This is a genomic window from Thermobaculum terrenum ATCC BAA-798 (genome assembly GCF_000025005.1).
Lineage (GTDB): Bacteria > Chloroflexota > Chloroflexia > Thermobaculales > Thermobaculaceae > Thermobaculum > Thermobaculum terrenum.
The window spans coordinates 555,537-579,818 of record NC_013525.1 but is presented as its reverse complement, the minus strand read 5'-3'; the positions used below and the strand labels follow the sequence as shown (position 1 = coordinate 579,818).

Below are 24,282 nucleotides of genomic sequence, written 5' to 3'. Positions count from 1 at the left end.
ATCACACACCCCTTCAGGGAGGCACAATATTAGAACAAAATAGAACACCATGCATGTCGGCCCCTGCGCAGCCCCCTCTTTCGATCACACCATGCAAGGTATGCCCAGGGGAGAGCCCGGATCAGCCCACAGCACCTCCCCCCTTCACCCACGCCCCCAATTCCCGATTTCCCGATTGTTAAGAGACCGGGAAATCGGGAATTAGTCATAAGTGTACTCTTTGCAAGCCAGGCAACGCGGCCCTGGATGTGTACCCAGCGCTCCACCTCACACCTCCCCCGACTCTCCATATGCAGGGCACTCTCATACCTGGCAGGGGATTGACGACGCACCACATACCCCCTCCACCTCCTTCACAGGTCCTCAAGCTGCCAGTGTCCAGCCCCTCAAGGTCAGTTCCCCAGTCCTCAGTAGCCTCGATCAGGCGTCTCCTCCTCATCACCCTCATAGCCCCCCTGCACCCATCGCCAGGCAAAGCCCCACACCCCTTATTCCCGATTTCCCGATTGTTAAGGGACCGGGAAATCGGGAATAAGTCATGACTGGTCTGCCCCTGGCCCGCACTGTCCCCACCCTGTGGGGAGGTACTCCTGCCAGGCATCACTACCTCAAGCCCATCCCTGCGGTCATCCCCAGGATCCTGCCTCTCAACGCCACCTAGTGCCTTTCCAGGGGACGAGTGCATCCAGGCAATCCCCTCCCAATCTCCAACCCTGCACTCCCTCTTTCCGAACTCCCCATCCGCCAATCCATGACCTCCACCCTAAGGGCCTCCACCCATGCCCCAGGCGTGGGATACCCCCCTCCCATGCAGTCCCCTTATTCCCGATTTCCCGATTGTTAAGGGACCGGGAAATCGGGAATTTACCATAATGCTAACTTCCCTGGTAGCATTCCGCGTGCTCAAGGGGGTGGGTGCTCCCTCTCCCTGGTCTCCATGCCACACGTCGCCACATCCCATCCCGCTAGTCACCTTCCTAACCCCTATTCCTACACCGCATCCCTCCCAAAGCCTCCTTGCTACCCCCTCAAGGGTCCACTCCGCAGCTGCGATCCCACAACCTCGTTGCCCCCTGCAAGTGTGGAGAGTGCGTCTGGGGCAATCAAGCCCTTTGGAGAGCTGTCCACTGCCCCGTGCAAGTGTGGATATCACCTTTTCACCGCCACCACCCTAATTCCCGAATTCCCGATTGTTAAGGGATCGGGAAATCGGGAATTAGTCATAACACTACCCTCTCCCACCACTCCAATCCCACCCTTATCCAACCCCCTAACACCCCCAACCGGTCCCTCTCCAGCAGGGGGGTGGCCCTTGTCCTCCCACTACCTCAGTCGGCCACCCTCCCTCATCCTCTCCAACTCCATCCCCAACCCACATCCCTAAACTCCATTAACCCCTACTCTATGACCCAATCCCCTAAACAGCACCCAGCGTTCCCCTCTCCAGTGGTGGGAGAGGGGCTAGGGGAGAGGGGGTCCCTGGGACAGAGCAGGACACCTCAGAGCACTCATATGTTCTCCACAACCTCCCTGGATGGCACTATGGTGCAGCTTTGTGGGGGGTGGTGAGGCCATGGAGAGGAGGGGCGGCGACTCCCGTCCCCCTCCTCTCCATGAATCCCTAACACACCCAGCCCTGGGTGATCCACAGAGGAGTGGGGTGGAGAGTCCCCTCTCATGAATCCCTAACACACCCAGTCCCTGGGTGATCCAACAGAGGGAGCGGTGTGGAGAGTCTGCTCCATGAATACCCCATACACCCAGCCCTGGGGTGCCCCAAGGGAGAGGTCTGGAGAGATCCCCTCTCCATAACACAAAGACTCCCTCACCACTGCGTGGTGGAAGATCCACAGGGGAGTGGTGTGGGGAGTCCCCTCCATGAGAGGCACCCCGCCTGGGGCAGTCCCCCGGAGGGGGGGCAGGGGGGCGGGGGGGAGGGGGCACTCCTCCAGGGGCTCGGGGAGCCCACTCTCCATACTCTCCATGAAGAGCTTCACCCAGTGGTGGGTGGCCTGCCTGGGCAGCGCAAACTCAGCGCTCGCCCAGGCAGTTCCAGGCATCTTATTATCTTACGTACCAGGTGCCTATCTTCACCGGCGACTGGGCGCGTCCAAAGTCGTCTACGATCGACATATAGATATTCATGTTTCTGCCGGCTATCTGGCGTGTGAAGAAAACGTACCACGTGATCGTCATCTGTGTCCCGCTGCTGGAAACTTTGATTCGAGGTGGATCTATGCTTACGTATCCATTGCGTATGCGGTCGGGAGCTCCGGGAGCTACGCCACCAAGCCATGTGGAGTTGTCCGCGCTCTTGAGCCACAGCTTGTTAGAGTTGGCTTCATACTTGGCCATGAGCCCCTTATACCCCGAAGGGCTGGAGTTGATATAGAACGTGACACGCCGAATGTTGCTTGCCCCGTCTGGGTCATACCAGGTAGTCTTGAAGGCTACCCAGGATCTGTTGCTCGTGCCTGAGTTCCTGGGAGATGTAGTGCCGACATAGGGCGACCTGTCGACGATCCATGTTCCCTCGCGCTGCCATGACTGTGCACGTGCAAAGTCATCTCGTACCATCAGGTAGGTATTGTATTGTCTGCCGCTGAGTGCGGTCCCGTAGCTGATTGCCCACTTGATGGTCAGAGTGTTGCCACTGCGGGAGATAGTCGTCAGGTTGGGGAACAGCGTTGCAAGGCCGTTCGACACGGATGAGGAGGAGCCGGGAGATACTCCACCAAGCCATGCAGAGGAGTTGTCGTCCTTCAGGTACAGCTTGTTGCCGTTAGCATCGTATCTGAGCTGTACCGCCCGCGTATCGCTCGTGCTCGTGCCTATGAGCAGCCTGGCATCGGCTATGTTGCTGGCCCCATCGGGATCGCTGTAGCTGGCGGTGTAGTAAACCTTCCTGCCGGGGCTGGAGATACCACTCCCAGGGGTGACGTTTCCTACTGCTGGAGGGGCATCTACCGTATACGTACCGAACTTTAGCCATGGAAGGGCACTATCTGGGGTGTAATTGTCGGCCGCAACGCTGTAGATGCTGTATTGCCTGCCGCTGAAGCTCTGGTCGAAGTTGAGGCCCCAGGTGATGTATAGTGTGTTGCCGCTTCTCGAGACGGCACTGCTTGCACCCAGAAGCGTTGCTCGACCATTGCTCTGGGATTGACTGCTGCCAGGCGTGACGGGGCCAGCCCAGTAGGTGTTGTCCCCGCTACGAATGTACATTGCGTTCTGGGCGGTGTCGTATCTTACCCAGACGCTGCCGCTACCCGTAAGCTGGGTATTGATGAGTAGCTGTGCGGTACGTATGTTGCTGGCACCGTCGGGGTCGCTGTAAGTGGCACGGATCTGTACCGTCCTGCCCGGGGATACGACCGCTCCTGAGTCAGCCACTGCATCCGCGGTAGCTGGACTGTTGAGCACCCAGCTACCCTCCTTTTGCCACCCGCTGGAGGCTCCGTACTTATCTTTTGCCTGCAGGTAGACAACATTTGTGGAGCCGCTAGCCGAAGTTGGCCTTGAGACCGCCCACGTGATGACCATCTGGTTGCCTGAAGTGCTCACTGTGGTTTTACTGGGATCCACCGAGCCATAAGAACTCTGCAGCGTATAGCTGGAGCCTGCAGATGCCGTCGACAGGGTCGAGGAGCCATCCGGTGACAGCAGGTAGATCTTTCCAGTGGCAGTGTCATAGGCTGCCAGAAGGTCGTTGGATGGATTGTCGGGGTCGCTGACGCGGATCATGGCGCGCGATATGGTGCCAGCCCCACCCGGGTCAGAGTAGGTAGCCTGTATCGTCTGATACTGGTTTGGACCGGACCTGAGGCTGGAAGGCGACACAGACACGCTCGCAGGCGGCTGGTTCACATATATGGTGTCGCCGCCCATGCCGCCTATCCAGTCACTGTACGAAGGGTAAGACGTGCTGGAGCTGGATATGAGCCCCTTGGCGGTCACCCGGATGTTGGCCTGGCCTTCAAAATCTTCCGGAGCAGTGACGGTCCAGGTAACAGTTTGCGAGGTACCGCTGTAGGTTACCTGGGGCAAGCCCTGGGTAGCATCATCGGTGGTAAATCCACTGGGGAGCAGGATCGTCGCAACGCTGTTGCTCACCTGTGCCCAGCCAGTAAGCGGTGTTATGGCTGGGTAGGTTATTGTGGCGGTTACCTTGAAAGTGCTGCCACCCTGCACAGTCCGTGGAGCTGAGACGCTCACCTGCCATGGGGTGATAAGGGCTGCCCACCTCTTGAACTTGGTCCAGAGGTTATCTACGAAGAACTCCTGGTTGAAGTGCACGTCCGGGCCATAGTATGGGGCTGTGTACCAGGGATCATGCACTATGAACTCATCGGTCGAGTCGTCGTAGCCTTTGACCACTCTGAAGTGGCCGGTGATGTGCCGACTGTCATACCAGGTGAGGACCACGACTGGGTAGCCTGCTACTATCAGTCTCTTGAGGTCACGGTAGCGGTTGGGGTAGTCAGGATCGCTGGTGCCATAGTAAGACCAGAAGTATTGTATGGCGGCGTATCCCAGCCGGCGCTGCTTGTAACCCTGCAGATTGGGATCCAGCACCGCTTTGCTGATGTAGCTGAAGCGAGCAGCTCTGACCAGGTCATCAGAGAAGGCACCGCTCCAGCTTCCCCAGTCCTTGGCAGGCATGGCATCAGCGATGTCGTACTGGCTGATATCAGGTCCGTACAGGTCAAAGATCATCTCGAGGGATGCTGGGCCACAATAGTAGTTGTTCTCCTGGTAGTAATGTGGAACATCCAGGTTATACCTTGTGGGGAGGGTACCGCTCCCTGTATCGGCCTCGGTGCTCTGAGGGGAGAGCGTAGCCCTGCGCTTGGCCTTCTGTACTTCCAGTTCAGAGTACTTGCCGGGCCTGGCATCATAGGTCGCTCCAGCCCCCTGTGCCTGCAGAGTTACGGACGTACCCTGCCTGGATGGCCTGTCGACATCCAGAGCTCTGCCATCAGGAGACTGCCAGTAGAGTCGGTTGTCCCTGCCAGCTACCAGCTTCAGTGAAGCTGCGGAGGTGCCCAGCATCGACGCAGCGCGCGATCTGCTGGTCTGCGGGAAGCCCGTAGGAGCGTAATTGGTGGTGTACCACTGCCACTTGCCACCGTCGGGCGAGACACCTATTAGGCCCACTACGTCTCCACTGCGAACTATAGGGACCACATAGTAGGCGGGCGTACGTCCATCGGGGTTGTAAACCAGCTGCGGGGTGCCGACTGATGCCCCACCGACCCTGTCAGAGATCTTTGATATCAGGCGCTGAGCGGTGGCGGCAGCCTGAGACTGTGAGTCGCCCGCCGCACTGGCTGATGAGCGCACCCCAAATACCAGGAGCACAGCCAGCAGCAGTGCCGGCAACCACAGCAGGTGCACGCGCTTGAGGTGGCTGTGGTGATAAACACCTCTAAGCACTCTCCTGCACGACAAGCATTTATCCCTCATCATAAGCAGACATCCCTCCATTCCAGACAGCAATAGCTTTCAGGCATGTGTAGGCCCAAAAGTGTAAAAAATACGTAAATGTTACACTTTACAGGGTAATGTAGCGTTCATGCACAGGCAATAGGACAAAAGTCATGTATGGCTATGGGAAGCTGGTTTGCTTTTAGGAACGGGCTATGACTATAATGAGCGCATGCATCTCTGCGAGCTTAGACCTGTCTTCATCCAGCTTGCTGACTCTGCCGCGTAGGTTCGGGCGCCTGGCCTGCGCGGCGGTGGTCAAAGGCGCACATTCGAAAGACGCCAGCACTCGTCTCGGCGTACTTCGTGGTGCTTCCAGTTGTCCCCGTATCTGTAATACCTGCTAATGGCCTCCGCATGACTTCGGCCCGCAGGCAAGAGAGTGCCGCAGCGGGCTGGGCGCTATAAGGCTCCCCTTATCAGAAGTTTTATGGAGGTGTCTTCCTGCATGGCTGTGTCTGGTAATACTGTGGTTGGTAGCATATGGCGTAATCGGGATTTCCTGCTGCTTTGGATCGGCCAGAGCGTATCGATGCTGGGCTCACGTGTCTCGCAGTTCGCCTTCCCCCTCCTCGTGCTCGCGGTCACGGGCTCGCCGGCACGAGCTGGTCTGGTGAGCGCTCTGGGCACTCTGCCGTACCTGCTGGTCACTCTGCCAGCCGGCGCTCTGGTGGATCGGTGGGACAGGCGCAGGATCATGCTCCTGTGTGATCTTGGAAGAGCAGTAGCTCTGGGCAGCATACCACTGGCATTTACCATTGGAAGCCTGAGCTGGCAGCACCTGGCAGTGGTAGCCATGATCGACGGTACGCTCTCAACGTTCTTCAGCCTGGCACACAGCTCGGCGCTGCCCCATGTGGTGGATCGCAGGCAGCTCTCGCAGGCGCTCTCGGCTGCCTCGACGACCGATCAAGCCTCCCAGATGGTAGGACCCCTCATTGGAGGCCTGCTGTACACCCTCGGGAGGGGATTACCCTTCCTGGTAGATGCAGTCTCCTACGTCGTATCCGGAGCCATGCTGATGGGTGTGCGCAGGCACCTGCAGGGACACGCACACGCCCCTTCGGGGAAGAAGATCTGGCATGACGTGCGCGATGGCATCCACTGGCTGTGGAAGGAGCCGATGCTGCGCTTCCTGCTGGGAGTGGTAGGCACGATCGACCTCTGCAGCTACGGCTACACCCTGATCATGGTGGTGCTCGCACAGGAGCTGGGGGCTACACCCTTCCAAATGGGGGTGTTGTTCGCCACTGGAGGTGTGGGAGGAATATTGGGTGCGCTCGTGACCCCCTGGTTACACGCCAGGTTGCGCTTCGGCACCATGCTGCTGGGGGTGATCTGGGTATGGGTGCTTACATGGCCTCCCTACGCCTTTGCTCCTAACCTGTGGGTGCTGGGGGTGGTGAACATAGTAGGCTGGGTGTTGGTTCCCATGTTGTACGTCACGGAGGGCAGCTACAGGATGACCGTCGTGCCCGATGCTTTTCGTGGACGGGTAAACTCTGTGTGGCGGATGCTGACTATTGGTCTGCAGCCGGTATCAGTGGCGATAACAGGATGGATGCTGGGAGCACTTGGCCCAACATGGACCATCCTGCTGTCTACAATCCCTCAGGCAGTGGCCGCGATAGCGGCCCTGCTCTATAAGCCGCTGAGAGAGGCCCCGAAGCTGGCTGAGATCGCCCGTGATACAGCTACTTCAGGCTCTTGATATAGGCGATGATCGCCTTGATCTGATCATCGCTCAGCCTGCCCTGGTAGGACGGCATTATGGGGTTATAGCCCTTGACGACCTGCGACTGTGGCTCGAGGATGGACTGGCGTATGTAATTGTCGTCGGCCTTCACCTTCTGCCCGTTCGTCAGCTCCACAGTCTTCCCATAGAGACCCTTCCAGGTGGGGCCAGTAAGCGGCCTGCCGTTAGTGGTATGGCATGAAAGGCATCCAGCACTGCGCGCCAGCTTCTCTCCCTCGGCAATGAGCGCCGCGCTGGAGGCGGGAGTGGGACTTGCCTGCCCGCTGGACGCCACCGGCGTGGGAGATGATACAGACGCGGTAGGAACAGGTGTGGGGCTTGCCTGCCCAGCAGACGCCTGCGGAGTGGGAGAGGGGGAGGGCGCTAATGTAGCCACGCCACCGCCACCACCACAGGCGGCCAGCAGCAGCGAGAGCACCCCCACAGATACGATTCTGGCTACTTTAGCTGAGCATGCGTTCCAGGTCACGAGTTATCACCTCCGTATTAGTACCATAGCTGTAGACCATGATCAGGCGCCCATCTGGGTCTATCAGGTAGATGCTCGAGCTGTGATTGACGGTGTAGTTAGCGCCCTCGTCCTTGTTGAGCTGGTAGTAGAGACCGTAGTCGCTTTTGATGGCATCAAGTACCTTGTGGTCTCCAGAGAGCCCTATGAACGAGGGGTCAAAAGACCTCACATACCTGCGCAGCACAGCAGGGGTATCACGGTCAGGATCGACGCTGACAAACACAAAGCTCACGTCTTTTGCCTTGCTGCCCAGCTGCTGCTTGATCTGACGAAACTGTGCCAGGGTAGTAGGACACAGGTCCGGACAGTGGGTATACCCAAAGAACAGGAGCACGTACTTCCCACGCAGATCGTGCAGAGAGAGCTCTCCACCATTGCTCGATGGCAGAGTAAAGTTCTTCAGAGGCGCAGGAGGATCTATCCTGGTCCCCTCGCCATTGGGGCCAATCGTGCCGGCACGGATATCAGCCAGCTGGCTGTCAGTCGGGCCTGTGCTGCCCTGCATCCTCTGTGCAACCAGCAACGCTATCAGCCCTGCCCACATGAGGGCCACTATCGCGATGCCTGCCCACATTATCCTGGGAACACGCAAGAGCATACTCCTTTACTAGCCTGCTACGAACTCGGTGGGAAGCCTGTGCGTTACCTGAGGGGACTCCCTTGTAACTATACCACTTACAAACGTGCCTGGCCTGCTCGAAGATAGCTACTGCCTGCGCACCTCGGCACGCACCATGACTTCCCCTGCACGTTCAAAGCGCAGACGCAATACCACTTCATCTCCAGGAGAGAGCTGCTGCCTTAACCCTTCGAGCATGATATGATACCCTCCGGGTGATAGCTCCACCTTGCCATGGGCTGGAATCGGCAGACGATCAACCATGGTCATAGATGCTACACCTCCCTTGACCTCGGTGCGGTGGATCATCGCGCTGGAAGCGATGTCCGTAGAGACCCCGATCAGGGCATCCTCCGCCCCACCGTTGTTGGTGATCGTCATGTAGGCCGAGCCCGTACCGCCCGGCACAACTCGTACCCAGGCTCCACTTACAGATATATCTTCGGAAGCAGGAGTGAGAGGCGGGCCGCCCTGTGCCATCGTGGTGCAGCCCGCCAGCAGGAGGAGTAGGGGCATCAGACAGGTGCCAAGGACAGCAAAGCGCTTGATGTGCTTCGCAAGCCAGTGTTTGCTCTCGTAGGGGTGCATTTCCTGCATGGGTGATACTCCTTATGTGGGGGAGTCCAAGGCCCCGTCTGCACCTGACCCAGTGTACCACCGGGGTGGGAATAAGTCCCCAACCAAAGGGTCAGTCTTGGCCTGACCTTTTGGTCAGGTTTTGCTCGCCGGCAGGCATAATATACGAGGAATACAGGTTCTGGAGGGGACATGGAGCTTCTGCTGGCTGTACTGGCTGTCATTGCGGGCATGGTCCTCCTGGAGGCAGGCGCCGATAAGCTGACAGATGCTGTGCAGTCCCTGGCTACAAGGTTGCGCTCTTCGGAAGCCGTGGTAGGGCTGCTCACTGTCGGAGGCGAGTGGGAGGAGCTGGTGGTCGTGGTGGTCGCAGCCCTGACAGGTCATATAGAGATAGGCATCGGCAACATCATCGGCTCCTGTATAGCTAACCTTGCAGGGTCACTGCCGTTGGGGATGTTATGGTCCAGGAAGCTGATTCCCGACAGAGCTGCAAAAATCTACTCGGTAGTAATGCTGATCGCAACGGCGCTGGCTACTGGAGTCCTCTGGAAGGGGATGAACACGGGAGAAGGATGGCTGCTGGTCGCAGCCTTTGTGGTGTACTGGAGCTCCCTGCCACTTGTGATCGCCCGGGGCTGGCTACCCTCCTCGGCTGCCGAGGAGGAATCAGAGGAGGGCAACTCCCTTGTTATGCTGGCGATTATCCTGGCCTCGCTCCTGGTACTGGCTCTGGGTGCAGAGCTGGTAGTAAGGGGATCTGCGGAGATCGCACGAAGGCTGGGAGTCTCTGAATACGCCATAGGCGCCACCATCGTCGCCATAGGCACGACGCTCCCGGACAAAGCTATCAGCCTGGTGGGAGGCATGAAGGGTAGCTCGGGAGTGGTGCTGGCTAATGCCACTGGCTCCAACATATTCGTCCTGACGTTGCTGCTGGGATTGTCAGCCATCCTCGGTGGAGCGGGTGGCTCATCGATCGGCATAGATATGTGGTTGCTGCTCGGGGTTTCGATAGCGGTGACGGTCATGATACTGCGAGAGCGTCTGGGACGCGTGGAAGGTGCCCTGCTGCTGCTGTTCTACGCGGCCTATATCGCTTACGCGCTGTGGAGAGGCGCTTAGACCTTGGCACAACATGTGCAGTAACTATTCAAAATAGTTGCACAATCAACTGCAAAGATGTAAATTATAGTCAATACTTGTTGCTGCATTGCAGCACACGCATAGAAGAGGCTTTGAGAAAGTCGTGGAAGGCTATACATACGAGACCGGTGAAGGAATGCTGTATGCCTGCCCCTTCTGCTGGGGCAGCGGACTCATAGATAACATCACCTGCCCGGAGTGCGAGGGTAAAGGGCACCTGCAGGGGCAGCCCATCGGATGGACGACCTGCCCCAACTGCCAGGGCCAGGGGACAAGCGTAGTTGGCCTGTTGCAGATGGAATGCCCCGACTGTGGTGGTACCGGATTAGTGCCGCTGTAGATTGGCCTGAACATCGACCTGCCACATCCACCGACGCACGTCCTCAGGAGCCAGGGGAGCGCCTGACCAGCTACACCCCTGGCACGAGCTGCAAGCACTTCAGCACAGCGCCGAGAAATCTTCCTGGCTGAAGAAGATGCCATCCAGGTGCGATTCCCCAGGAGACTCCCGCAGGACCATAAGAGCACAGGAGCCCAAATCTACCTGCCCCGAGATATGGTGCACAGGGAGTGGATCGGTCCACCCTGCACTAGCCTTGTTGAACACTGGGCACCCAGAGGACCCATCCGTGCACCCGGAGATAGTAACCCGGCTCCCAGATGGCAACCTGAACCAGCAGCTGCTACGATCATCTTGTAGTAAGGAGGCAAGGATATGTGGCCCTCAGACGGACGCAAGCAGATGATGCGCAAAGCGGACGCGTTAATCGAGGAGGCCAGGCAAAAGCTGGGTAATGGCCCAGAGTTCATAGGCTGGGCGCTTGATCTACAACTGCGATTGCGCCAGGCAGCAGGCAAGGCCTACGCTGAGACCGTACTGTCGGATGCTCACGAGGAGACTAATCATCTACCCAGCAACCGGGAGATGTAAGCCCCGACTCACTAAGACCATCGCACCTGGAGCGAAGCGGCATGTTAACCAACGCCCTGTTGAGCACATCACGGTCAACAGCTGTTCTGGAAGAGTGGTGCACACCACGGATGGTGCGTTGGCCGCCCAAGCCAAAGCACCCGTATCAGCGCATCAGCATAGTAACAACCGCAGGAATCCAGCCTGGCAAGCCCACCCCACCACTGATAGCCAGGTGATGCAGCTCTCCACCCATCAACCAGGCGCCGCATCAACCGCACCAGACAAACACCCCTTTCATCGCGGCTCACCCCCACGCGCCTGGGACGATTTCCTCTGGGTCCTCTGATATTGCCGAGCCAGGAACTGGTACTCTGCGGCGCGCCAGGAGGGACTCGAACCCCCGACCCGCTGCTTAGAAGGCAGCTGCTCTGTCCAACTGAGCTACTGGCGCTCGACGATTCAATTATAGCATAGGGCATCCACCCCTTATCAAATCCCCAGTTGCAATCAGGGCAGAGCACCTCACGGTGGCTCTACCCGGTGTATGCTGCTAGGTAAGCTGATGTCTGGGATAGTCAGCTAGCGGTTCTGGTATTCCTCGTACCTTCCGAGCACCCATACCACGTCGGACAGTCTGTTGAGGTAGCGCAGCACCTGCTGGTTGCTTATCTCCTCTAAGTGGAACAACCGCGCAATGATCCTCTCTGCTCGCCTTATGACGGTCCTGGCCACATCAAGTGCGGCCCCGGCCATGGTATCCCCAGGCGTAATAAAGGCCCTGGGAAGCTCCACCTGCGATTTCAGCTCCTCCAGCAGTTTGTCCAGCTTCTCGACATGCTCTGCAGTTATCTTATACCTGCTCTTCTCATAGTCCTCGTCCGGAGTGGCCAGCTCGGCCATCATGACGTACAGGTCCTGCTGGATCTCATAGATAGCTGTCTTCACCCTCTGATGATTGCTCATGGCACGGGCGAGGCCAAGAAATGAATTAGCCTCGTCCAGGGTCCCGTAGGACTCGGGCCTGTCATGATACTTGGGCACCCTCTGGCTACCCCAAAGGTTTGTGAAGCCATCGTCACCTCTGCGTGTACTAACTACCGGCACTTCTTCCTCCTCTACATGAACATTCTCACTGATTGTAATCTCTAGGTTATCTTCTTGGAACCAAAATTGCGACAAACAAAGTCGCAATCTTCATGTTTAGATAGCATAGAAAGAAAGGTGGCACTGAGATGAACGGGCACCATAACAGAGAGCAGGACCAACACAAACTTTCGAGGCGCAAGGTACTCCAGTTGGGCAGCAAGCTAGCCATACTGACGATCGGGGGACCAATTCTGGCTTCCTGCGGAGGGGGCGGGGGTGGAGGCACCCCAACCGCAGGCATGACATCTCCATCGCCCTCGCCGGCTTCTCCCTCGCCTGCAGCACCGGGGGTAACTCCGGAGGCCACTCCTGCAGCCTCCATGGCTCCTTCGGCAAGCCCCACACCAGCCTCGACCGCCGCCACTGGCGCTACCGGCTGGCAGGTGAGGTTCAAGGAACAGGCCACGATAACCGCCTGGGGCTTCAACACTGATAACACAACCGCCAGGGTAAGGGTGAACCTGTTCAAGCAAACTTACCCCAACATCCAGCTCAGGCTGGTGCCGGAGATCACAGACCAGAAGATACTGACAGCCGTCGCGAGCGGGCAGGTCCCGGACCTCTTCTGGATAGGTCGTAACAGCGTAATCAGCTGGGCGGCAAGAGGGGCTCTTGAGCCGTTGAACGACCTCATCGAGAACGACGACAGGTTCAACATGGATAACTTCTACGAGTCGGCAGTCAAGGAGGTCACCTGGGACGATCAGATATGGGCCATCCCTCAGTTCATGGATGTGAGAGCTCTGTGGATCAACCATAAGCCCCTGCAGGAGGTGGGGATAAAGCCTGATGACGTTGATCCCAAGAACTGGAACCAGCTGCAGCAGTACGGCGTGAAGCTCACAAAGAAGCAGGGGAACAGGCTTACCAGGTGGGGCTTCGACCACAAGGTGCAGGATGGCTACATGTGGATGTGGTCCTGGGCGAACAACAGCAACCTGCTGAGTGAGGATGGCAGGACCGCCACGTTCGCCACACCGGAAAACATCGAGGCACTGCGATACGCCGCTGAAACCATACAGAAGCAGGGAGGCTGGAAGGCATTTGACGCCTTCAGGCAGACGTGGCAATGGGATGCTCAGCATCCGGTTATCCAGAATCAGGTGGCCCTGACGCTCTACGAAAGCTGGCTGCTAGGGATGATCGCCGAATTTGCTCCTGATCACCCCTTCAACGTCATTCCCTTCACCGACAAGAGCGGCAAGATAGTGACAGCGGTAGGTGGACTGGCCTGGGCTATTCCCAAGGGAGCAAAGAATAAGGAGGCCGCGTGGGAGTTCATCTCCTTTATGTCAGATGCCCAGGTGTGGCTACGAGGGGCAAAGGCCCAGGCCAACGAGGAGAAAGGCAAGTACGTACCATCCCTGACGGCCAACAAAGAGGCGGACAAGCTCCTGCGGGAGCAAGTTTACTCCCCAATTAATGACGCTATAGACTCGGCAGTGGCGTTGTTCCCAAGGCTATTGAACAACAGCCAGGCGCCGCCACCTTCACCGGTCAACGCCGAGATAAACGACATACTGAACAACGATGCTGTACTCCCGGCCCTCAGGGGTGAGAAATCGCCCGAGGATGCCCTGAAAGCAGCGCAGGAGAAGGCGCAGGCGGCCATAGACAAGTTCTTCAAGTAGCTCGCCCGTAGCCTTTTCACCATAAGCGGGAGCGATGGCCATGAGAAGCGTACAGGCTCAGAGAAGATACAAGAAAGAGGAGGCCATCACGGCCCTCCTCTTCATATCCCCATGGATCATTGGGTTCCTGGTTTTCACAGCAGGCCCCATGCTGGCGTCGATCTACTTCAGTCTCACGGAATATAACGTGCTTCAGCCGCCGGAGTGGGTAGGTCTTGCAAACTACAAGGAGATCCTCACCAACGACCCGCTGTTCTGGAAGTCCCTCTACAACACCGTATACTATACAGCTCTGTATGTCCCTCTCCACCTGGCGGTAGCACTGGGGCTGGCGCTGCTGCTGAACCTCAATGTCCGTGGCGTACCGTTTTGGCGAACGTTCTTCTACCTGCCCTCGATCACTCCGGTGGTCGCTGTGGCCATCCTGTGGAGGTGGATCCTCAATCCTAACAGTGGCATACTCAATCGCTTTCTGGCCTCCGTAGGGTTGCCAACTCCCGGATGGACTACTGATCCCAACTGGATGAAGCCTGCGCTCGTGCTCATGAGCCTCTGGGGGGCCGGAGGTGCCATGCTGATCTATTTGGCCGGGCTAAAGAACATCCCGAGAGAGCTGTACGAGGCCGCCCAGATCGATGGAGCCGGGAGATGGGCCAGGTTCCTACACATAACCCTGCCTATGATCTCCGGAGTTATGTTCTTCAACCTAGTGATAAGCATCATCGCGTCCTTGCAGACGTTTGCACAGCCCGTACTGCTGTTCAACACCTCGGAGGGTGGTGGAAGCACCACGAACGATGCTGTACTGCTGTACATCGTCTATCTCTTCCGCCAGGCGTTTAGATACTTCCACATGGGATATGCTTCTGCCCTGGCGTGGATAATCTTCGTGATAATCGTCATCTTCACGATCATACAGTTCAGGCTGTCCCAGCGCTGGGTCTACTACGAAGGGGGTGAGCAAAAATGACCACGAAACCCCAGGCAGCTAGAGTCAGGGTAGCAGCCAGTCCAAGAAAGCTCTCATTGTCGCACATCGCGGAGAGATTTCTCATATACCTGCTCCTGTCAGTCCTGTCCTTTGTGTTTCTGGTACCTTTCTTCTGGCTGGTATCTACCTCGCTCAAACCACGAGCTCAGATCTTTGCCTCTAACTGGATACCTGACCCCATAGTTTGGGGCAACTACGCGGAAGTGCTCAGGAACACAGATTTCGTTCTATGGACCCGTAACAGCCTCATAGTGACCTTCCTGGCGGTGGTAAGCGTGGCGTTTTCAAGCGCACTGGTCGCTTACCCCTTTGCCAAGATGAGCTTCCCCCTCAAAGGCCCACTGTTTGCGCTTATACTGGCGACGATGATGCTGCCGGGCGCAGTGACGATGGTGCCAACCTTCCTCATATGGAAGAAGCTGAACGCCGTGAACACCTTCTATCCCCTGTGGGCCGGCAACCTGTTTGGATCTGCCTTCTACATATTCATGTTGAGGCAGTTCTTCCTGACCATACCCAACGACCTGAAGGAAGCCGCCATCGTTGATGGCGCATCTCACCTCAGGATCTTCTGGAGCGTAATGCTGCCCCTGGTGAAGCCGGCCATGCTGGCAGTGATACTGTTCGAGTTCGTGGCTAAGTGGAACGACTACATGACTCCACTTATATACCTGAACGACCCAAGGAAATATACCCTACCCCTGGGAGTAGCTACCTTCATGAACAGCGCGGGGTTCGAGACAAGATGGGACCTCTGGATGGCCAGCTCCGTGCTCATGACCATCCCGATAATAATACTCTTCTTCATGGGACAGAGGTTCTTCATAGAGGGAATCGCCACCACAGGCCTCAAAGGCTAGAGGCCCCGGGCCAAGCTACAGAGTGACTGTGGACCTGAGCGTGTCCTGCCCTCTGACCCACACCAGCGTGACCTGAGAGCCTTTCCTGAGGTTCTCTATGGCCTTCTCCAGGTCCTCGGCGTTTCTTATGGGTCTGGCGTTGACCTCGGTAATGATATCCCCAGGTCTCAGTCCAGCACGCTCGGCAGCAGATCCTGCGGCGACCCGACCCACATAGGCGCCAAATATGGGCACTACACCATGCTCGAGGGCTATACGGCTGGAATCGGCAACGCTGACCCCAAGGCTGGCCTTGCCCTCAACAGCGCTTTGGAGCACCCTATCCAGTCTCTTGCGGTCGAAACCTATGATAATCTCGTTGCCTACCCTGATGACCGGAACACCCTGCTGGCCACTTATCCTGATCATCTCGTAGGCCGCATTCCTGTCCACGCTCACATCCTTCTCTACGAAGGGTATGTTCTTCTGTCTGAGGTAATCCTTAGCCTGCCTGCAGAAACCACAGGTAGGAGTCGTATATATGACCACTTCGGGTAAAGCCACGGTTACACCTCCCTCTTAGCCAACAAAGAGGCAAATTCTACCAGCGATGAGACTCTTTCGCCAGTCCAACCCTGGTGTTCGCCCTTACGGTCAAGCAGTACAGCTCGTATGCCACAATCCAGAGCCCCGGCAACATTCTCAGGAGTATCATCTATAAAGCATGCCTGACTGGGCCTATACCTCAGCCTGGCCAGCGGTACGTTGTAGGCCCTTGGATCCGGCTTTTGGTACCCAACAGACCAGCTGGCGAACACCTCCTGAAAATATCTCCCAAGACCAGCGTAGTTGATAGCGTCACACATCGATGGTCCACCATTTGTAACAACCACGAGAGTGTAATCTCTTCCCAAAGCCTCCAAAGCCGGGATAACATCTGGGTAAACGCTTACCCAGCGCGCCCAGTTGCCTCTCTCAGCCACTTCGTCGACCAGCGAACTATCATGATCGATTCCCAGATCCTCCAGAAACATCGCTGCGTACTTCTGACGATCTGCCCTCTCTGCCTCGGAAGTACTGCCAGGTACCCTGGTGGGGCTCATCCACCACTGATGTGCACGCCGTATGGCAGCTCTGATCTGCTCTCTGGTGAGATCGTAGCCCATATCAGCCATCACGCGCTGGAACACATCTACAGGGGAAGTTATCTCTATTAGGGTGCCAAGTGCATCGAAGAGAACAACTCTTAGATCTTCGGCATGACTCATGGCACAACACCCACATGGACAGTAACCGTACCCAGGGCCAGGGGGTAGTACCTTACTTTCACCAGTCCGGCCTCACGCATCACGCGCGCCACTTCCTCCGGCGATGGAAAGACGGACAGGGACTCAGGAAGATATCCGTAAGCACTCCGCGATCTAGCCAGAGCACCCCCTACCACGGGCACCAGGTGATAGAAATAGATCCTGTAGATGTCGCGGAATATGGGCAGCGTGGGCCTGGACAACTCCAGATGTACTACTCTGCCTCCCGGACGCACCACTCTGCGCATCTCGGAGAACATGCCCTTCAGGTCAGTGACGTTCCTGCCCGCGAATCCCACGGTAGCGGCATCGAACTCCCCGTCGGCAAAGGGCAGCGACAGTGCATCAGCCCATTCGAATTGAATAACTCCATCCAGGCCAAGCCTCTTGATCTTTTCATGCGCCAGGCGGAGCATGCCCTCGCTGAAGTCTATGCCCACTACCCGTCCAGTTGGGCCCACAGCTTTGGCCAAGGTTATGGCAAAATCCCCGGTACCCGTGGCCACATCAAGGGCGGAATCCCCCGGTTTGAGCCCCGAGAGGCGCACTGCCGTCCGCCTCCATAACCTATGCAGCCCCAAGCTTATGATGCTGTTCAATCTATCGTAGACGGGCGCTATGGATGTGAACATCTCGCGCACGTACTGGGCTTTTTGTTCTGGTGGAGGCAGGTATCTGGTCTTCATTTTACTGTCACGCTCTTAGCAAGGTTTCTGGGTTTATCGGGATCTGTACCCCTCTTTATAGACAGGCAATAGGCCAGAAGCTGGGCTGGTACAGCATTAACTATAGGCGATGCATCGCCCACGTCCGCGACAGGAATCCAGTAATCGAAAACGTCCGAGCATTTGGGTGAGATGCCTATGATAAAGCCTCCTCTGGCCTTTAGTTCCTGTGCACCTGAAAGTATAGCAGCTTGGGTCTCGTCCGAGGGAGCAAATACTATACAGGGAGTACCCTGTTCGATGAGCGCTATGACCCCGTGTTTGAGCTCCCCACCGGCAAATCCCTCGGCATGGATGTAAGTTACTTCCTTGATCTTGAGTGCGGCCTCCAGTGCCGAGGAGTAGCTGAGCCCCCTGCCTATCAGGAAGATATGCTCTCTATCATAAATGCGCTCCGCAAGCGCCTCTACCTTGTCCCTGATGCCGTCTCTGAGAAGCTCCTCGACGCCATCGGCTGCACGCAACACCAGCTCTTTGCCCTCATCAAGACGCCCATCCAGGGCATAGGCTGTCATCAGGAGCACCGCGAGCTTGGCTGTGTAGCTCTTGGTAGCGAGTACGCACTTCTCCGGCCCGGCCCCGAGCAACACCGAGAAATCCGCCATGCGATAGAGCGTTGACCCCAGCACGTTCACCAGCGCTGCAACCTGCACACCCTTTTCCTTCTTAGCCTTGATCAGCGGCTCGATAACATCTATAGTCTCACCACTCTGAGAGAGAGCTATCACAAGGCTCTGAGGAGTCAGGAAATGCTCCAGATACCCAAACTCGCTGCCTACAGCGAAGTTCACGTGAAACCTTGCAATGCGCGAGAATAGGTACTGACCCGTGAGCGCGGCGTTGGCAGCCGTGCCGCACCCTATAAAGAACGTACCATAGGAAGCCCTCATCATCTCCGCCAGGGTGGTCGCGTTCTCCCCCTGTGTCATGGCGATCGACCTGAGGATAGAAGGCTGCTCATGGATCTCCTTTATAAGGTAATGGGGATAGTCGCCGAGCTCTGCCTGCTCCAGGCTCCACTCCAGCTGAGATACTTCAAGCGATGCTGGGTCCCCAGTCTGTATATCTCTGGCGCTTACCCCTTCCCGAGTTATCAGGAGCATCTGACCATCGGCTATGAAGGCCACCTTCCTGGTATGAGGCAGCAGAGCCGAGGCATCGGAGGATATATAGTACCCGTCTTCTCCGTAGCCCAGCACCAGCGGAGAACCATTTTTGGCAGCCACCATTACCCCTGAAGAGCTGTCGAGGGCCATGACAGCGTTCATGCCCTCAAGCTGCATGAAAACCCTGCGGAGGGCATCTGCAAATCCAGCGGGATCACTACCGAGTCCCTTCGTCTCCTCCTCCAGCAGATGAGCCACGACCTCGGTATCGGTCTCGGACCTAAGTTTGTGTCCCTGGCTCAGCAGCTTATTCCGGAGCTCAGAGAAGTTCTCTATTATGCCGTTGTGGATAACAGCTATACGACCAGTACAATCCAGGTGGGGGTGAGCATTGTAGTCAGTTACGCCACCGTGAGTGGCCCAGCGGGTGTGGCCAAAACCCAGGAAGCTGTCGGGCATATTCACCTGCGCATCGCCTATCTTTCCAACCTGCTTGGTCAGGTTTATGCCCTCGTCGGTTACTACGGCCACTCCCCAGGAGTCGTAACCCCTGTACTCCAGACGCTTTAGCCCGTCTAGTACCAGACCAGCAACATCCCTGTCCTTACCAACATAACCAAATATACCGCACACAAAGGACCTCCTTACGAACACAAAGATGTACTAACACCCCTCAGGGCATGAGATAAGTTTATGTTCTATACGGTCCTCGTGAGCGAACGGAGCAGCACGGTCGGGGATTTGTCCAAGCGGTCACCCGCAAGATTTGTCCCCTTCCTAACGACCACTGCGGGCCGGAAGGCCACCCGCCGAAGATTTCGATAAGCCTTCCCCTCGTCACCTCTTAGCAAGAGGTCTGGCGCTTCCTCGATAAGATCCTTCGCTCTCGAGTCCGGTAACATTCTAGAGTTACAGCACCAACAAAGCAAATAAAGCGTAAACAAAATTATCTCGACCTGTCCCCGACTATCACCTCATATATGGACTGTAGCTCCTCCTCAGAGTAGAAATGTATTACTAGCTTGCCCCCCCTGCGTGATCGGGAAAGGGATACCTTCGTTCCCAGAGCCTGCCTGAAGCGTTCCTCCAGATAGGTCACCTCTGGATCTATAGCCTGGGAGGATCTCTGCCCAGAGTTGTCCCTGAGGCGCTTGACCAGTTGCTCGGTCTGCCTGACACTCAGGCCACGCTCGACCACCAGCCTGGCAGTGTTTATCTGGCTCTGAGGATCGCGAAGCCCTAACAAGGCTCGGGCGTGCCCCTCGGAGATCTGCCCCTGGATCAACATCTCCTTGACCTCGGGCGCAAGCTCCAGCAGCCTGAGGGCATTGGCTACAGCAGGCCTGCTCTTGCCTACTCGCTCCGCGATCTCATCTGTGGAGAAGCCAAACTTCCTCTGCAGCTCTCTATACGCCTTGGCCTCGTCGATAGGGTTGAGATCTTCCCGCTGAAGATTCTCGATAAGGGCGAGCAGCAGCATATTGTCGCTCGCCCTGGCCTCCCGGATCACCACAGGCACCTGCTGGACGCCCGCCATCTTGGCTGCATGAAGGCGCCTGTGGCCGGCGATCAGCTGGTAATGATCTCCCTGCCGTTGCACCAGCAGGGGCTGCAATATACCATTTTGTTTTATGGACTCCACCAGAGACTGCAGCCTCCCCTCATCCATGGAGCCCCTGGGCTGGTAGGGATTAGCTATGATCTGATCTATATGGACCAAATTATCGAAAGTACTGCTGGTTTGCGGTATGAGAGCATCCAGCCCTCTTCCTAGTCCACCCTTAGGTCTGGACATCTTGCCCCCTAACGCAACCTGTAATTAGGAGCTTCCCTGGTGATAACCACATCGTGAGGATGGCTCTCTCGGAGGCCGGCGTTGGTAATGCGCATGAACTTAGTGTTCTCCTTCATCTCACGGATGTTCCTCGCACCGCAGTAGCCCATAGCCGAGCGCAGACCACCCACCAGCTGATAGACCAGATTAGAGAGGGGTCCCTTATAGGGCACTCTAGCCTCTATCCCCTCAGGTACCAGCTTGGATACGTTGCCTATATCCGCCTGTCCGTAGCGGTCCCTGCTATATCCTCTCTGCTTCATGGCAGCAATGGACCCCATACCACGGTACTCCTTATACCTTTCACCCTGGTATATGAGCACCTCTCCTGGGCTTTCGTCGACACCAGCCAGGAGGCTACCGAGCATGACTGTGTCCGCTCCGGCAGCTATAGCCTTGGCGATATCGCCAGAGTACTGTATGCCTCCATCAGCTATGATAGTCGCACCATAGGGAGCCACTGCGCGGGCACAGTTATAGATGGCCGTCAGCTGAGGCACGCCCGCACCTGCAACTATCCTCGTGGTACAGATCGCACCTGGACCTATACCGACTTTGACGCCATCGGCTCCAGCTCTTACGAGATCTTCAGCACCCTCTGGAGTGCCCACGTTACCGGCTATAACGTCCACATCCCAGCGAGCCTTAATCTCTCTGACTATATCTATCACGGCCTTGGTATGGCCATGAGCAGTGTCCACAACTATGACATCAACCCCGGCAGCTATAAGCGCCTCCGCCCTCTCCAGTCCCGCAGGCCCCACTCCTACGGCAGCCCCTACTCTCAGCCTGCCCTTCTCATCCTTAGTAGCCATCGGGAACTGAATCTTCTTCTGGATATCCTTGACCGTTATAAGACCTTTCAAGCGGCCCTCATCGTCCACCACTGGCAACTTCTCTATCTTATATCGGTGCAGTATCTCCCTGGCTTCCTCTAGGGTGGTGCCTACTGGGGCCGTTATAAGGTTCTCGGAGGTCATAGCGGAGCTTATCGGCTTGGTCAGGTCGGTCTCGAACCTGATGTCTCTGTTGGTAAGTATACCTACAAGCTTGCCCTCTTCATCTACCACAGGCACACCGCTGATGTGATACTTCTCCATAATAGCTACCGCGTCGGATAGCTGAGCATACGGCGGCAAGGTAACAGGCTCGACGATCATCCCAGCTTCAGAACGCTTTACCTTGTCGACCTCCGCTACCTGTTCCTCTATGGACAGGTTCCTGTGGATTATGCCTATCCCGCCCTCACGTGCCAGAGCTATGGCCATCCTAGCCTCTGTAACAGTATCCATAGCGGCAGAGACTATAGGGATGTTGAGGCTTATGCGAGGAGTCAGGCAGGTTGAAGTAGAAACCTCAGATGGCAACACCTCGCTATAAGCAGGAACCAGCAAAACATCATCAAAAGTGTAGCCTTCAAGAGCAAACTTGTCGTCCAGCACCGCCTCACCTCCAGGATATTATGTAATTGTAAGCTTGCGTGAAGGCCAATGTAAAGTAGATACACGCCGCCGCAGAATGCTTTTTCGAATATTCTTATTCCTATAAGGGCCAGGAAGCCAACTCTATAGCAATTCTTTTACATAGGGTTGGGGGTGCTAAGCTCATCTATTATGCTTACTAAGGGTTATATATCAGTTATCTGGAGGGTGAGTTGTCCTTCAAGAAGTCAGCCCTGCTGCTTTGGCCCATATCCGCCCTGGCCTGGGCAAGTATCGCCTACTATATCTTCAGCATCAACATAGGCGCCGAAAGCGATATCTTTGCCGTTACAAGGCTGCTCTACTATGGGTTGTTGGTGATAGCCCCTATCACGGCAGCAATACCGATATGCCGCCTCACAGATAGCCGCATATTCTGGTTCGAGAGCCTGATATATTGGGCAGGGCTGCTCTATATGTTCACCTTCGTTCCCCCTGATAGATATGGCCTGCCTGGCTATCTCCTCTTCATGGTAATGTTCTTCGGCGCATGCTATACGATCTTCATGCCTATAGGCTATGCGATCGGCTTTCGCCTCTTCACACTGCGAGCACACAAGAGAGACGTGAACCGGGCACGCAGAGAAGCCTACCTGCTGGCATTGTTTCTTGCGCTAAGCGCAGCAATGAACGTGGCAGGATTATTCAACCTGATAAACGCAGTCCTGCTTTTGCTTATACTTATACTGATAGAACTATTCGCACTAGCCCACAAATCGGGCTCTGAAGCATAACAATAGGCAGGATTTATGTCACGCATAGCAATAGTAGGATTAGATCTAGTAGGCACATCCCTGGGCCTGGCACTAAAAGACTGGCTGGCCAAGCAGAAAACAGATAGCAGCACCATTCCCCTGCAGATCGCCGGCTTCGACTACGATCCTGACAGACAGAAGAGAGCCGAAAAGCTTGGCGCTATAGACAAAAGCTTCTGGGGGCTTCCCAGCGCCATCGAGGACGCAGCAGTCATAATAGTCACGGGCCCTCTGGAGGAGGCTTCAAGAACTATCGCGGAGATCATACCGCTCATCAATTGGAGCACGGTGATAACCACCACCAACCCACGCATAGCAGATACGCTCCAGATCTTCAACACCTACGTCCACAAAGAGGAGCAGATAAGCTTTGTTGCTGGCCATCCGATGATATCCCTGGCAAGGGAGGGTTCTCCAAGCAAAGAGCTATTCAGGGGGATGATGTATGGTGTATTCCCTCACTCCGGGGCCAAGGCGCAGGATATAGACCTCATAGTAGGTATCGTGCATGCTATAGGCGCTAAGGCTTATTTTGCAGACCCGACAGAGTACGACTCACAGTTTGCTGCCACTAGTCTTTTACCCGCCATGCTAGTGGCCATACTGGCAAGGACCGTCAGGAGCGACTCAGGATGGCAGGACATCAGCCGGTTCTCGCAGACTGATCTAGAGCAGATAGCAAAGTTCCTCGGACCGTTTCCCGAAGAGCTGGCCACAGATGCCCAGAATCATGCCAAGGACCTCAAGCGATGGCTGGAGCGCTATCATGAGCAGCTAGGTGCCCTGATAGACTCCCTGGACAGGGATAACCAGGACACACAGTCAGAAATAAGACAGCTGCTGGAGCAAGCCAACCAGGTACGGCAGGAATGGGGCGAGAAACCAGGCAGAGAAGCCACCGAGACCACCGGCCTGCAAGATTTTATAAAGAGGATGTTTGTGGGCAGACGCAACAGATAACCTAAGGCACCAGCTGCCAGTCCGGAGGTAGTTCGTAACGGAACAACATCCTGGTAGGTTTGCCGTTGCGACGTACTCGTCCCCTATCTTTCCTCTCTATGTCTGCATAGGAGTTCTGCACCTGGATTATCCTCTTGGCTATCAGGTTGAATATGACCAACCCAGCCTTTACGGGCATCAGGCTAACTTCGCGCGTGATGTTGTCTATAATCCTGAACGGAGGAGTGCCCTCAGGAGCTGTGCTGGAGAGGACGTTCCTGATAGCCTCTGGATTCTCCTTGGTGTTGTGCTCATCAAACACCGCCAGTCCATGCAGAACATATCGCTTCAGGTCAGGATCGTAGGACTCAGAATAATCGAGCAGTTCCTGCAGGCTGCGCGGGTTCTGAGAGCATGCAGCTGTAAAAACCTTCATGGCATGACAAGGAGCCACGAAGCTTACGGTACCAACAGGGTCTATGATGTTAAATCTCATGACATTCATACTCCCAACATAGCA

At 56.3% G+C, this 24,282-nt stretch carries 23 protein-coding genes, 1 tRNA gene and 2 pseudogenes; 10 read left to right on the top strand and 16 right to left on the bottom strand.

The features are described from left to right. Positions 1-205: 205 nt before the first annotated feature. Positions 206-439, bottom strand: a complete 234-nt coding sequence (locus TTER_RS15540; RefSeq protein ID WP_148211873.1) for a hypothetical protein — start codon at positions 437-439, stop codon at positions 206-208. A 99-nt stretch (positions 440-538) separates the two neighbouring features. Between TTER_RS15540 and TTER_RS16190 the strand changes: the two genes are divergently transcribed. Further along, positions 539-661: a hypothetical protein gene (locus TTER_RS16190; protein ID WP_277422773.1), complete on the top strand. Its 123-nt coding sequence runs from the start codon at positions 539-541 to the stop codon at positions 659-661. A gap of 1,403 nt (positions 662-2,064) precedes the next feature. Here TTER_RS16190 and TTER_RS02570 read toward each other — a convergent pair. After that, complete coding sequence (locus tag TTER_RS02570) at positions 2,065-5,469, bottom strand: C39 family peptidase (RefSeq protein WP_012874472.1); 3,405 nt, start codon at positions 5,467-5,469, stop codon at positions 2,065-2,067. Between the two features lie 466 nt (positions 5,470-5,935). Between TTER_RS02570 and TTER_RS02565 the strand changes: the two genes are divergently transcribed. After that, a complete protein-coding gene (locus tag TTER_RS02565) occupies positions 5,936-7,198 on the top strand; it encodes an MFS transporter (RefSeq protein ID WP_012874471.1) in 1,263 nt (420 codons plus the stop codon). Here the strand turns inward: TTER_RS02565 and TTER_RS16325 are convergent. The 3 genes from TTER_RS16325 to TTER_RS14540 all read right to left on the bottom strand — a co-directional run bounded on the left by TTER_RS16325 (position 7,182) and on the right by TTER_RS14540 (position 8,970). Continuing rightward, positions 7,182-7,712, bottom strand: a complete 531-nt coding sequence (locus tag TTER_RS16325) for a c-type cytochrome (RefSeq protein ID WP_012874470.1) — start codon at positions 7,710-7,712, stop codon at positions 7,182-7,184. The two genes, TTER_RS02565 and TTER_RS16325, sit on opposite strands and share 17 nt — an antisense overlap. Beyond that, positions 7,687-8,352, bottom strand: a complete 666-nt coding sequence (locus TTER_RS02555) for an SCO family protein (RefSeq protein ID WP_148211871.1) — start codon at positions 8,350-8,352, stop codon at positions 7,687-7,689. The genes TTER_RS16325 and TTER_RS02555 overlap by 26 nt, the downstream gene beginning before the upstream one ends. Positions 8,353-8,460: 108 nt before the next feature. After that, positions 8,461-8,970 (bottom strand): copper chaperone PCu(A)C, encoded by a 510-nt coding sequence (locus tag TTER_RS14540; RefSeq protein WP_012874468.1) that lies wholly within the window; start codon positions 8,968-8,970, stop codon positions 8,461-8,463. Positions 8,971-9,141: 171 nt separating this feature from the next. Between TTER_RS14540 and TTER_RS02545 the strand changes: the two genes are divergently transcribed. Then, the gene (locus TTER_RS02545) at positions 9,142-10,074 is read left to right on the top strand and encodes a sodium:calcium antiporter (protein ID WP_012874467.1); all 933 of its coding nucleotides are present in this window, start codon (positions 9,142-9,144) and stop codon (positions 10,072-10,074) included. A gap of 124 nt (positions 10,075-10,198) precedes the next feature. Continuing rightward, on the top strand, positions 10,199-10,435 hold the full coding sequence (locus TTER_RS02540) for a hypothetical protein (protein ID WP_041424314.1): 237 nt from the start codon (positions 10,199-10,201) through the stop codon (positions 10,433-10,435). A gap of 99 nt (positions 10,436-10,534) precedes the next feature. Here TTER_RS02540 and TTER_RS15720 read toward each other — a convergent pair whose 3' ends face one another. Next, positions 10,535-10,702, bottom strand: a complete 168-nt coding sequence (locus TTER_RS15720; RefSeq protein WP_169302603.1) for a hypothetical protein — start codon at positions 10,700-10,702, stop codon at positions 10,535-10,537. Positions 10,703-10,810: 108 nt separating this feature from the next. On the opposite strand from TTER_RS15720, the gene TTER_RS02535 reads away from it, so the two are divergent. Further along, complete coding sequence (locus TTER_RS02535; RefSeq protein WP_012874466.1) at positions 10,811-11,026, top strand: hypothetical protein; 216 nt, start codon at positions 10,811-10,813, stop codon at positions 11,024-11,026. 359 nt (positions 11,027-11,385) lie between these two features. Here TTER_RS02535 and TTER_RS02530 read toward each other — a convergent pair. Both TTER_RS02530 and TTER_RS02525 read right to left on the bottom strand, forming a co-directional pair. Further along, positions 11,386-11,459: transfer RNA gene (locus TTER_RS02530), tRNA-Arg, on the bottom strand. A 128-nt stretch (positions 11,460-11,587) separates the two neighbouring features. Then, the gene (locus TTER_RS02525; RefSeq protein WP_012874465.1) at positions 11,588-12,112 is read right to left on the bottom strand and encodes a cob(I)yrinic acid a,c-diamide adenosyltransferase; all 525 of its coding nucleotides are present in this window, start codon (positions 12,110-12,112) and stop codon (positions 11,588-11,590) included. Between the two features lie 128 nt (positions 12,113-12,240). Between TTER_RS02525 and TTER_RS02520 the strand changes: the two genes are divergently transcribed. The 3 genes from TTER_RS02520 to TTER_RS02510 are packed head-to-tail and all read left to right on the top strand — an operon-like array spanning position 12,241 to position 15,636. Next, positions 12,241-13,785: an ABC transporter substrate-binding protein gene (locus TTER_RS02520; protein WP_012874464.1), complete on the top strand. Its 1,545-nt coding sequence runs from the start codon at positions 12,241-12,243 to the stop codon at positions 13,783-13,785. 40 nt (positions 13,786-13,825) lie between these two features. Beyond that, positions 13,826-14,755, top strand: coding sequence for a carbohydrate ABC transporter permease (locus TTER_RS02515; RefSeq protein WP_012874463.1), 930 nt, complete (start codon positions 13,826-13,828; stop codon positions 14,753-14,755). Next, a complete protein-coding gene (locus TTER_RS02510; protein ID WP_012874462.1) occupies positions 14,752-15,636 on the top strand; it encodes a carbohydrate ABC transporter permease in 885 nt (294 codons plus the stop codon). Before TTER_RS02515 ends, TTER_RS02510 begins: the two co-directional genes overlap by 4 nt. A 15-nt stretch (positions 15,637-15,651) precedes the next feature. Here TTER_RS02510 and TTER_RS16430 read toward each other — a convergent pair. From TTER_RS16430 to guaB, 7 genes and pseudogenes are all read right to left on the bottom strand, one after another. After that, positions 15,652-15,921: pseudogene (locus TTER_RS16430) on the bottom strand (PDZ domain-containing protein); the annotation flags it as partial. Between the two features lie 27 nt (positions 15,922-15,948). After that, positions 15,949-16,179 (bottom strand): annotated as a pseudogene (locus TTER_RS16425) (NrdH-redoxin); the annotation flags it as partial. A gap of 2 nt (positions 16,180-16,181) precedes the next feature. After that, a complete protein-coding gene (locus tag TTER_RS14535) occupies positions 16,182-16,883 on the bottom strand; it encodes an HAD family hydrolase (RefSeq protein ID WP_012874460.1) in 702 nt (233 codons plus the stop codon). Next, on the bottom strand, positions 16,880-17,608 hold the full coding sequence (gene ubiE / locus TTER_RS02495; protein ID WP_012874459.1) for a bifunctional demethylmenaquinone methyltransferase/2-methoxy-6-polyprenyl-1,4-benzoquinol methylase UbiE: 729 nt from the start codon (positions 17,606-17,608) through the stop codon (positions 16,880-16,882). The genes TTER_RS14535 and ubiE overlap by 4 nt, the downstream gene beginning before the upstream one ends. Then, complete coding sequence (gene glmS / locus TTER_RS02490; RefSeq protein ID WP_012874458.1) at positions 17,605-19,386, bottom strand: glutamine--fructose-6-phosphate transaminase (isomerizing); 1,782 nt, start codon at positions 19,384-19,386, stop codon at positions 17,605-17,607. Before glmS ends, ubiE begins: the two co-directional genes overlap by 4 nt. 313 nt (positions 19,387-19,699) lie before the next feature. After that, positions 19,700-20,548, bottom strand: coding sequence for a ParB/RepB/Spo0J family partition protein (locus TTER_RS02485; RefSeq protein ID WP_012874457.1), 849 nt, complete (start codon positions 20,546-20,548; stop codon positions 19,700-19,702). 8 nt (positions 20,549-20,556) lie between these two features. Beyond that, complete coding sequence (guaB, locus tag TTER_RS02480; protein WP_012874456.1) at positions 20,557-22,029, bottom strand: IMP dehydrogenase; 1,473 nt, start codon at positions 22,027-22,029, stop codon at positions 20,557-20,559. 212 nt (positions 22,030-22,241) lie between these two features. Here guaB and TTER_RS02475 point away from each other — a divergent pair, with 212 nt between their 5' ends. Together TTER_RS02475 and TTER_RS02470 are read left to right on the top strand one after the other, a co-directional pair. Continuing rightward, on the top strand, positions 22,242-22,802 hold the full coding sequence (locus tag TTER_RS02475; protein WP_012874455.1) for a hypothetical protein: 561 nt from the start codon (positions 22,242-22,244) through the stop codon (positions 22,800-22,802). A gap of 15 nt (positions 22,803-22,817) precedes the next feature. Then, positions 22,818-23,783, top strand: a complete 966-nt coding sequence (locus TTER_RS02470; protein ID WP_012874454.1) for a prephenate dehydrogenase — start codon at positions 22,818-22,820, stop codon at positions 23,781-23,783. Position 23,784: 1 nt separating this feature from the next. Here the strand turns inward: TTER_RS02470 and TTER_RS02465 are convergent, their stop codons facing one another. After that, positions 23,785-24,258 carry a hypothetical protein gene (locus TTER_RS02465; RefSeq protein WP_012874453.1) on the bottom strand — a complete coding sequence of 158 codons (474 nt, stop codon included), beginning with the start codon at positions 24,256-24,258 and terminating at the stop codon, positions 23,785-23,787. Positions 24,259-24,282: the final 24 nt, after the last annotated feature.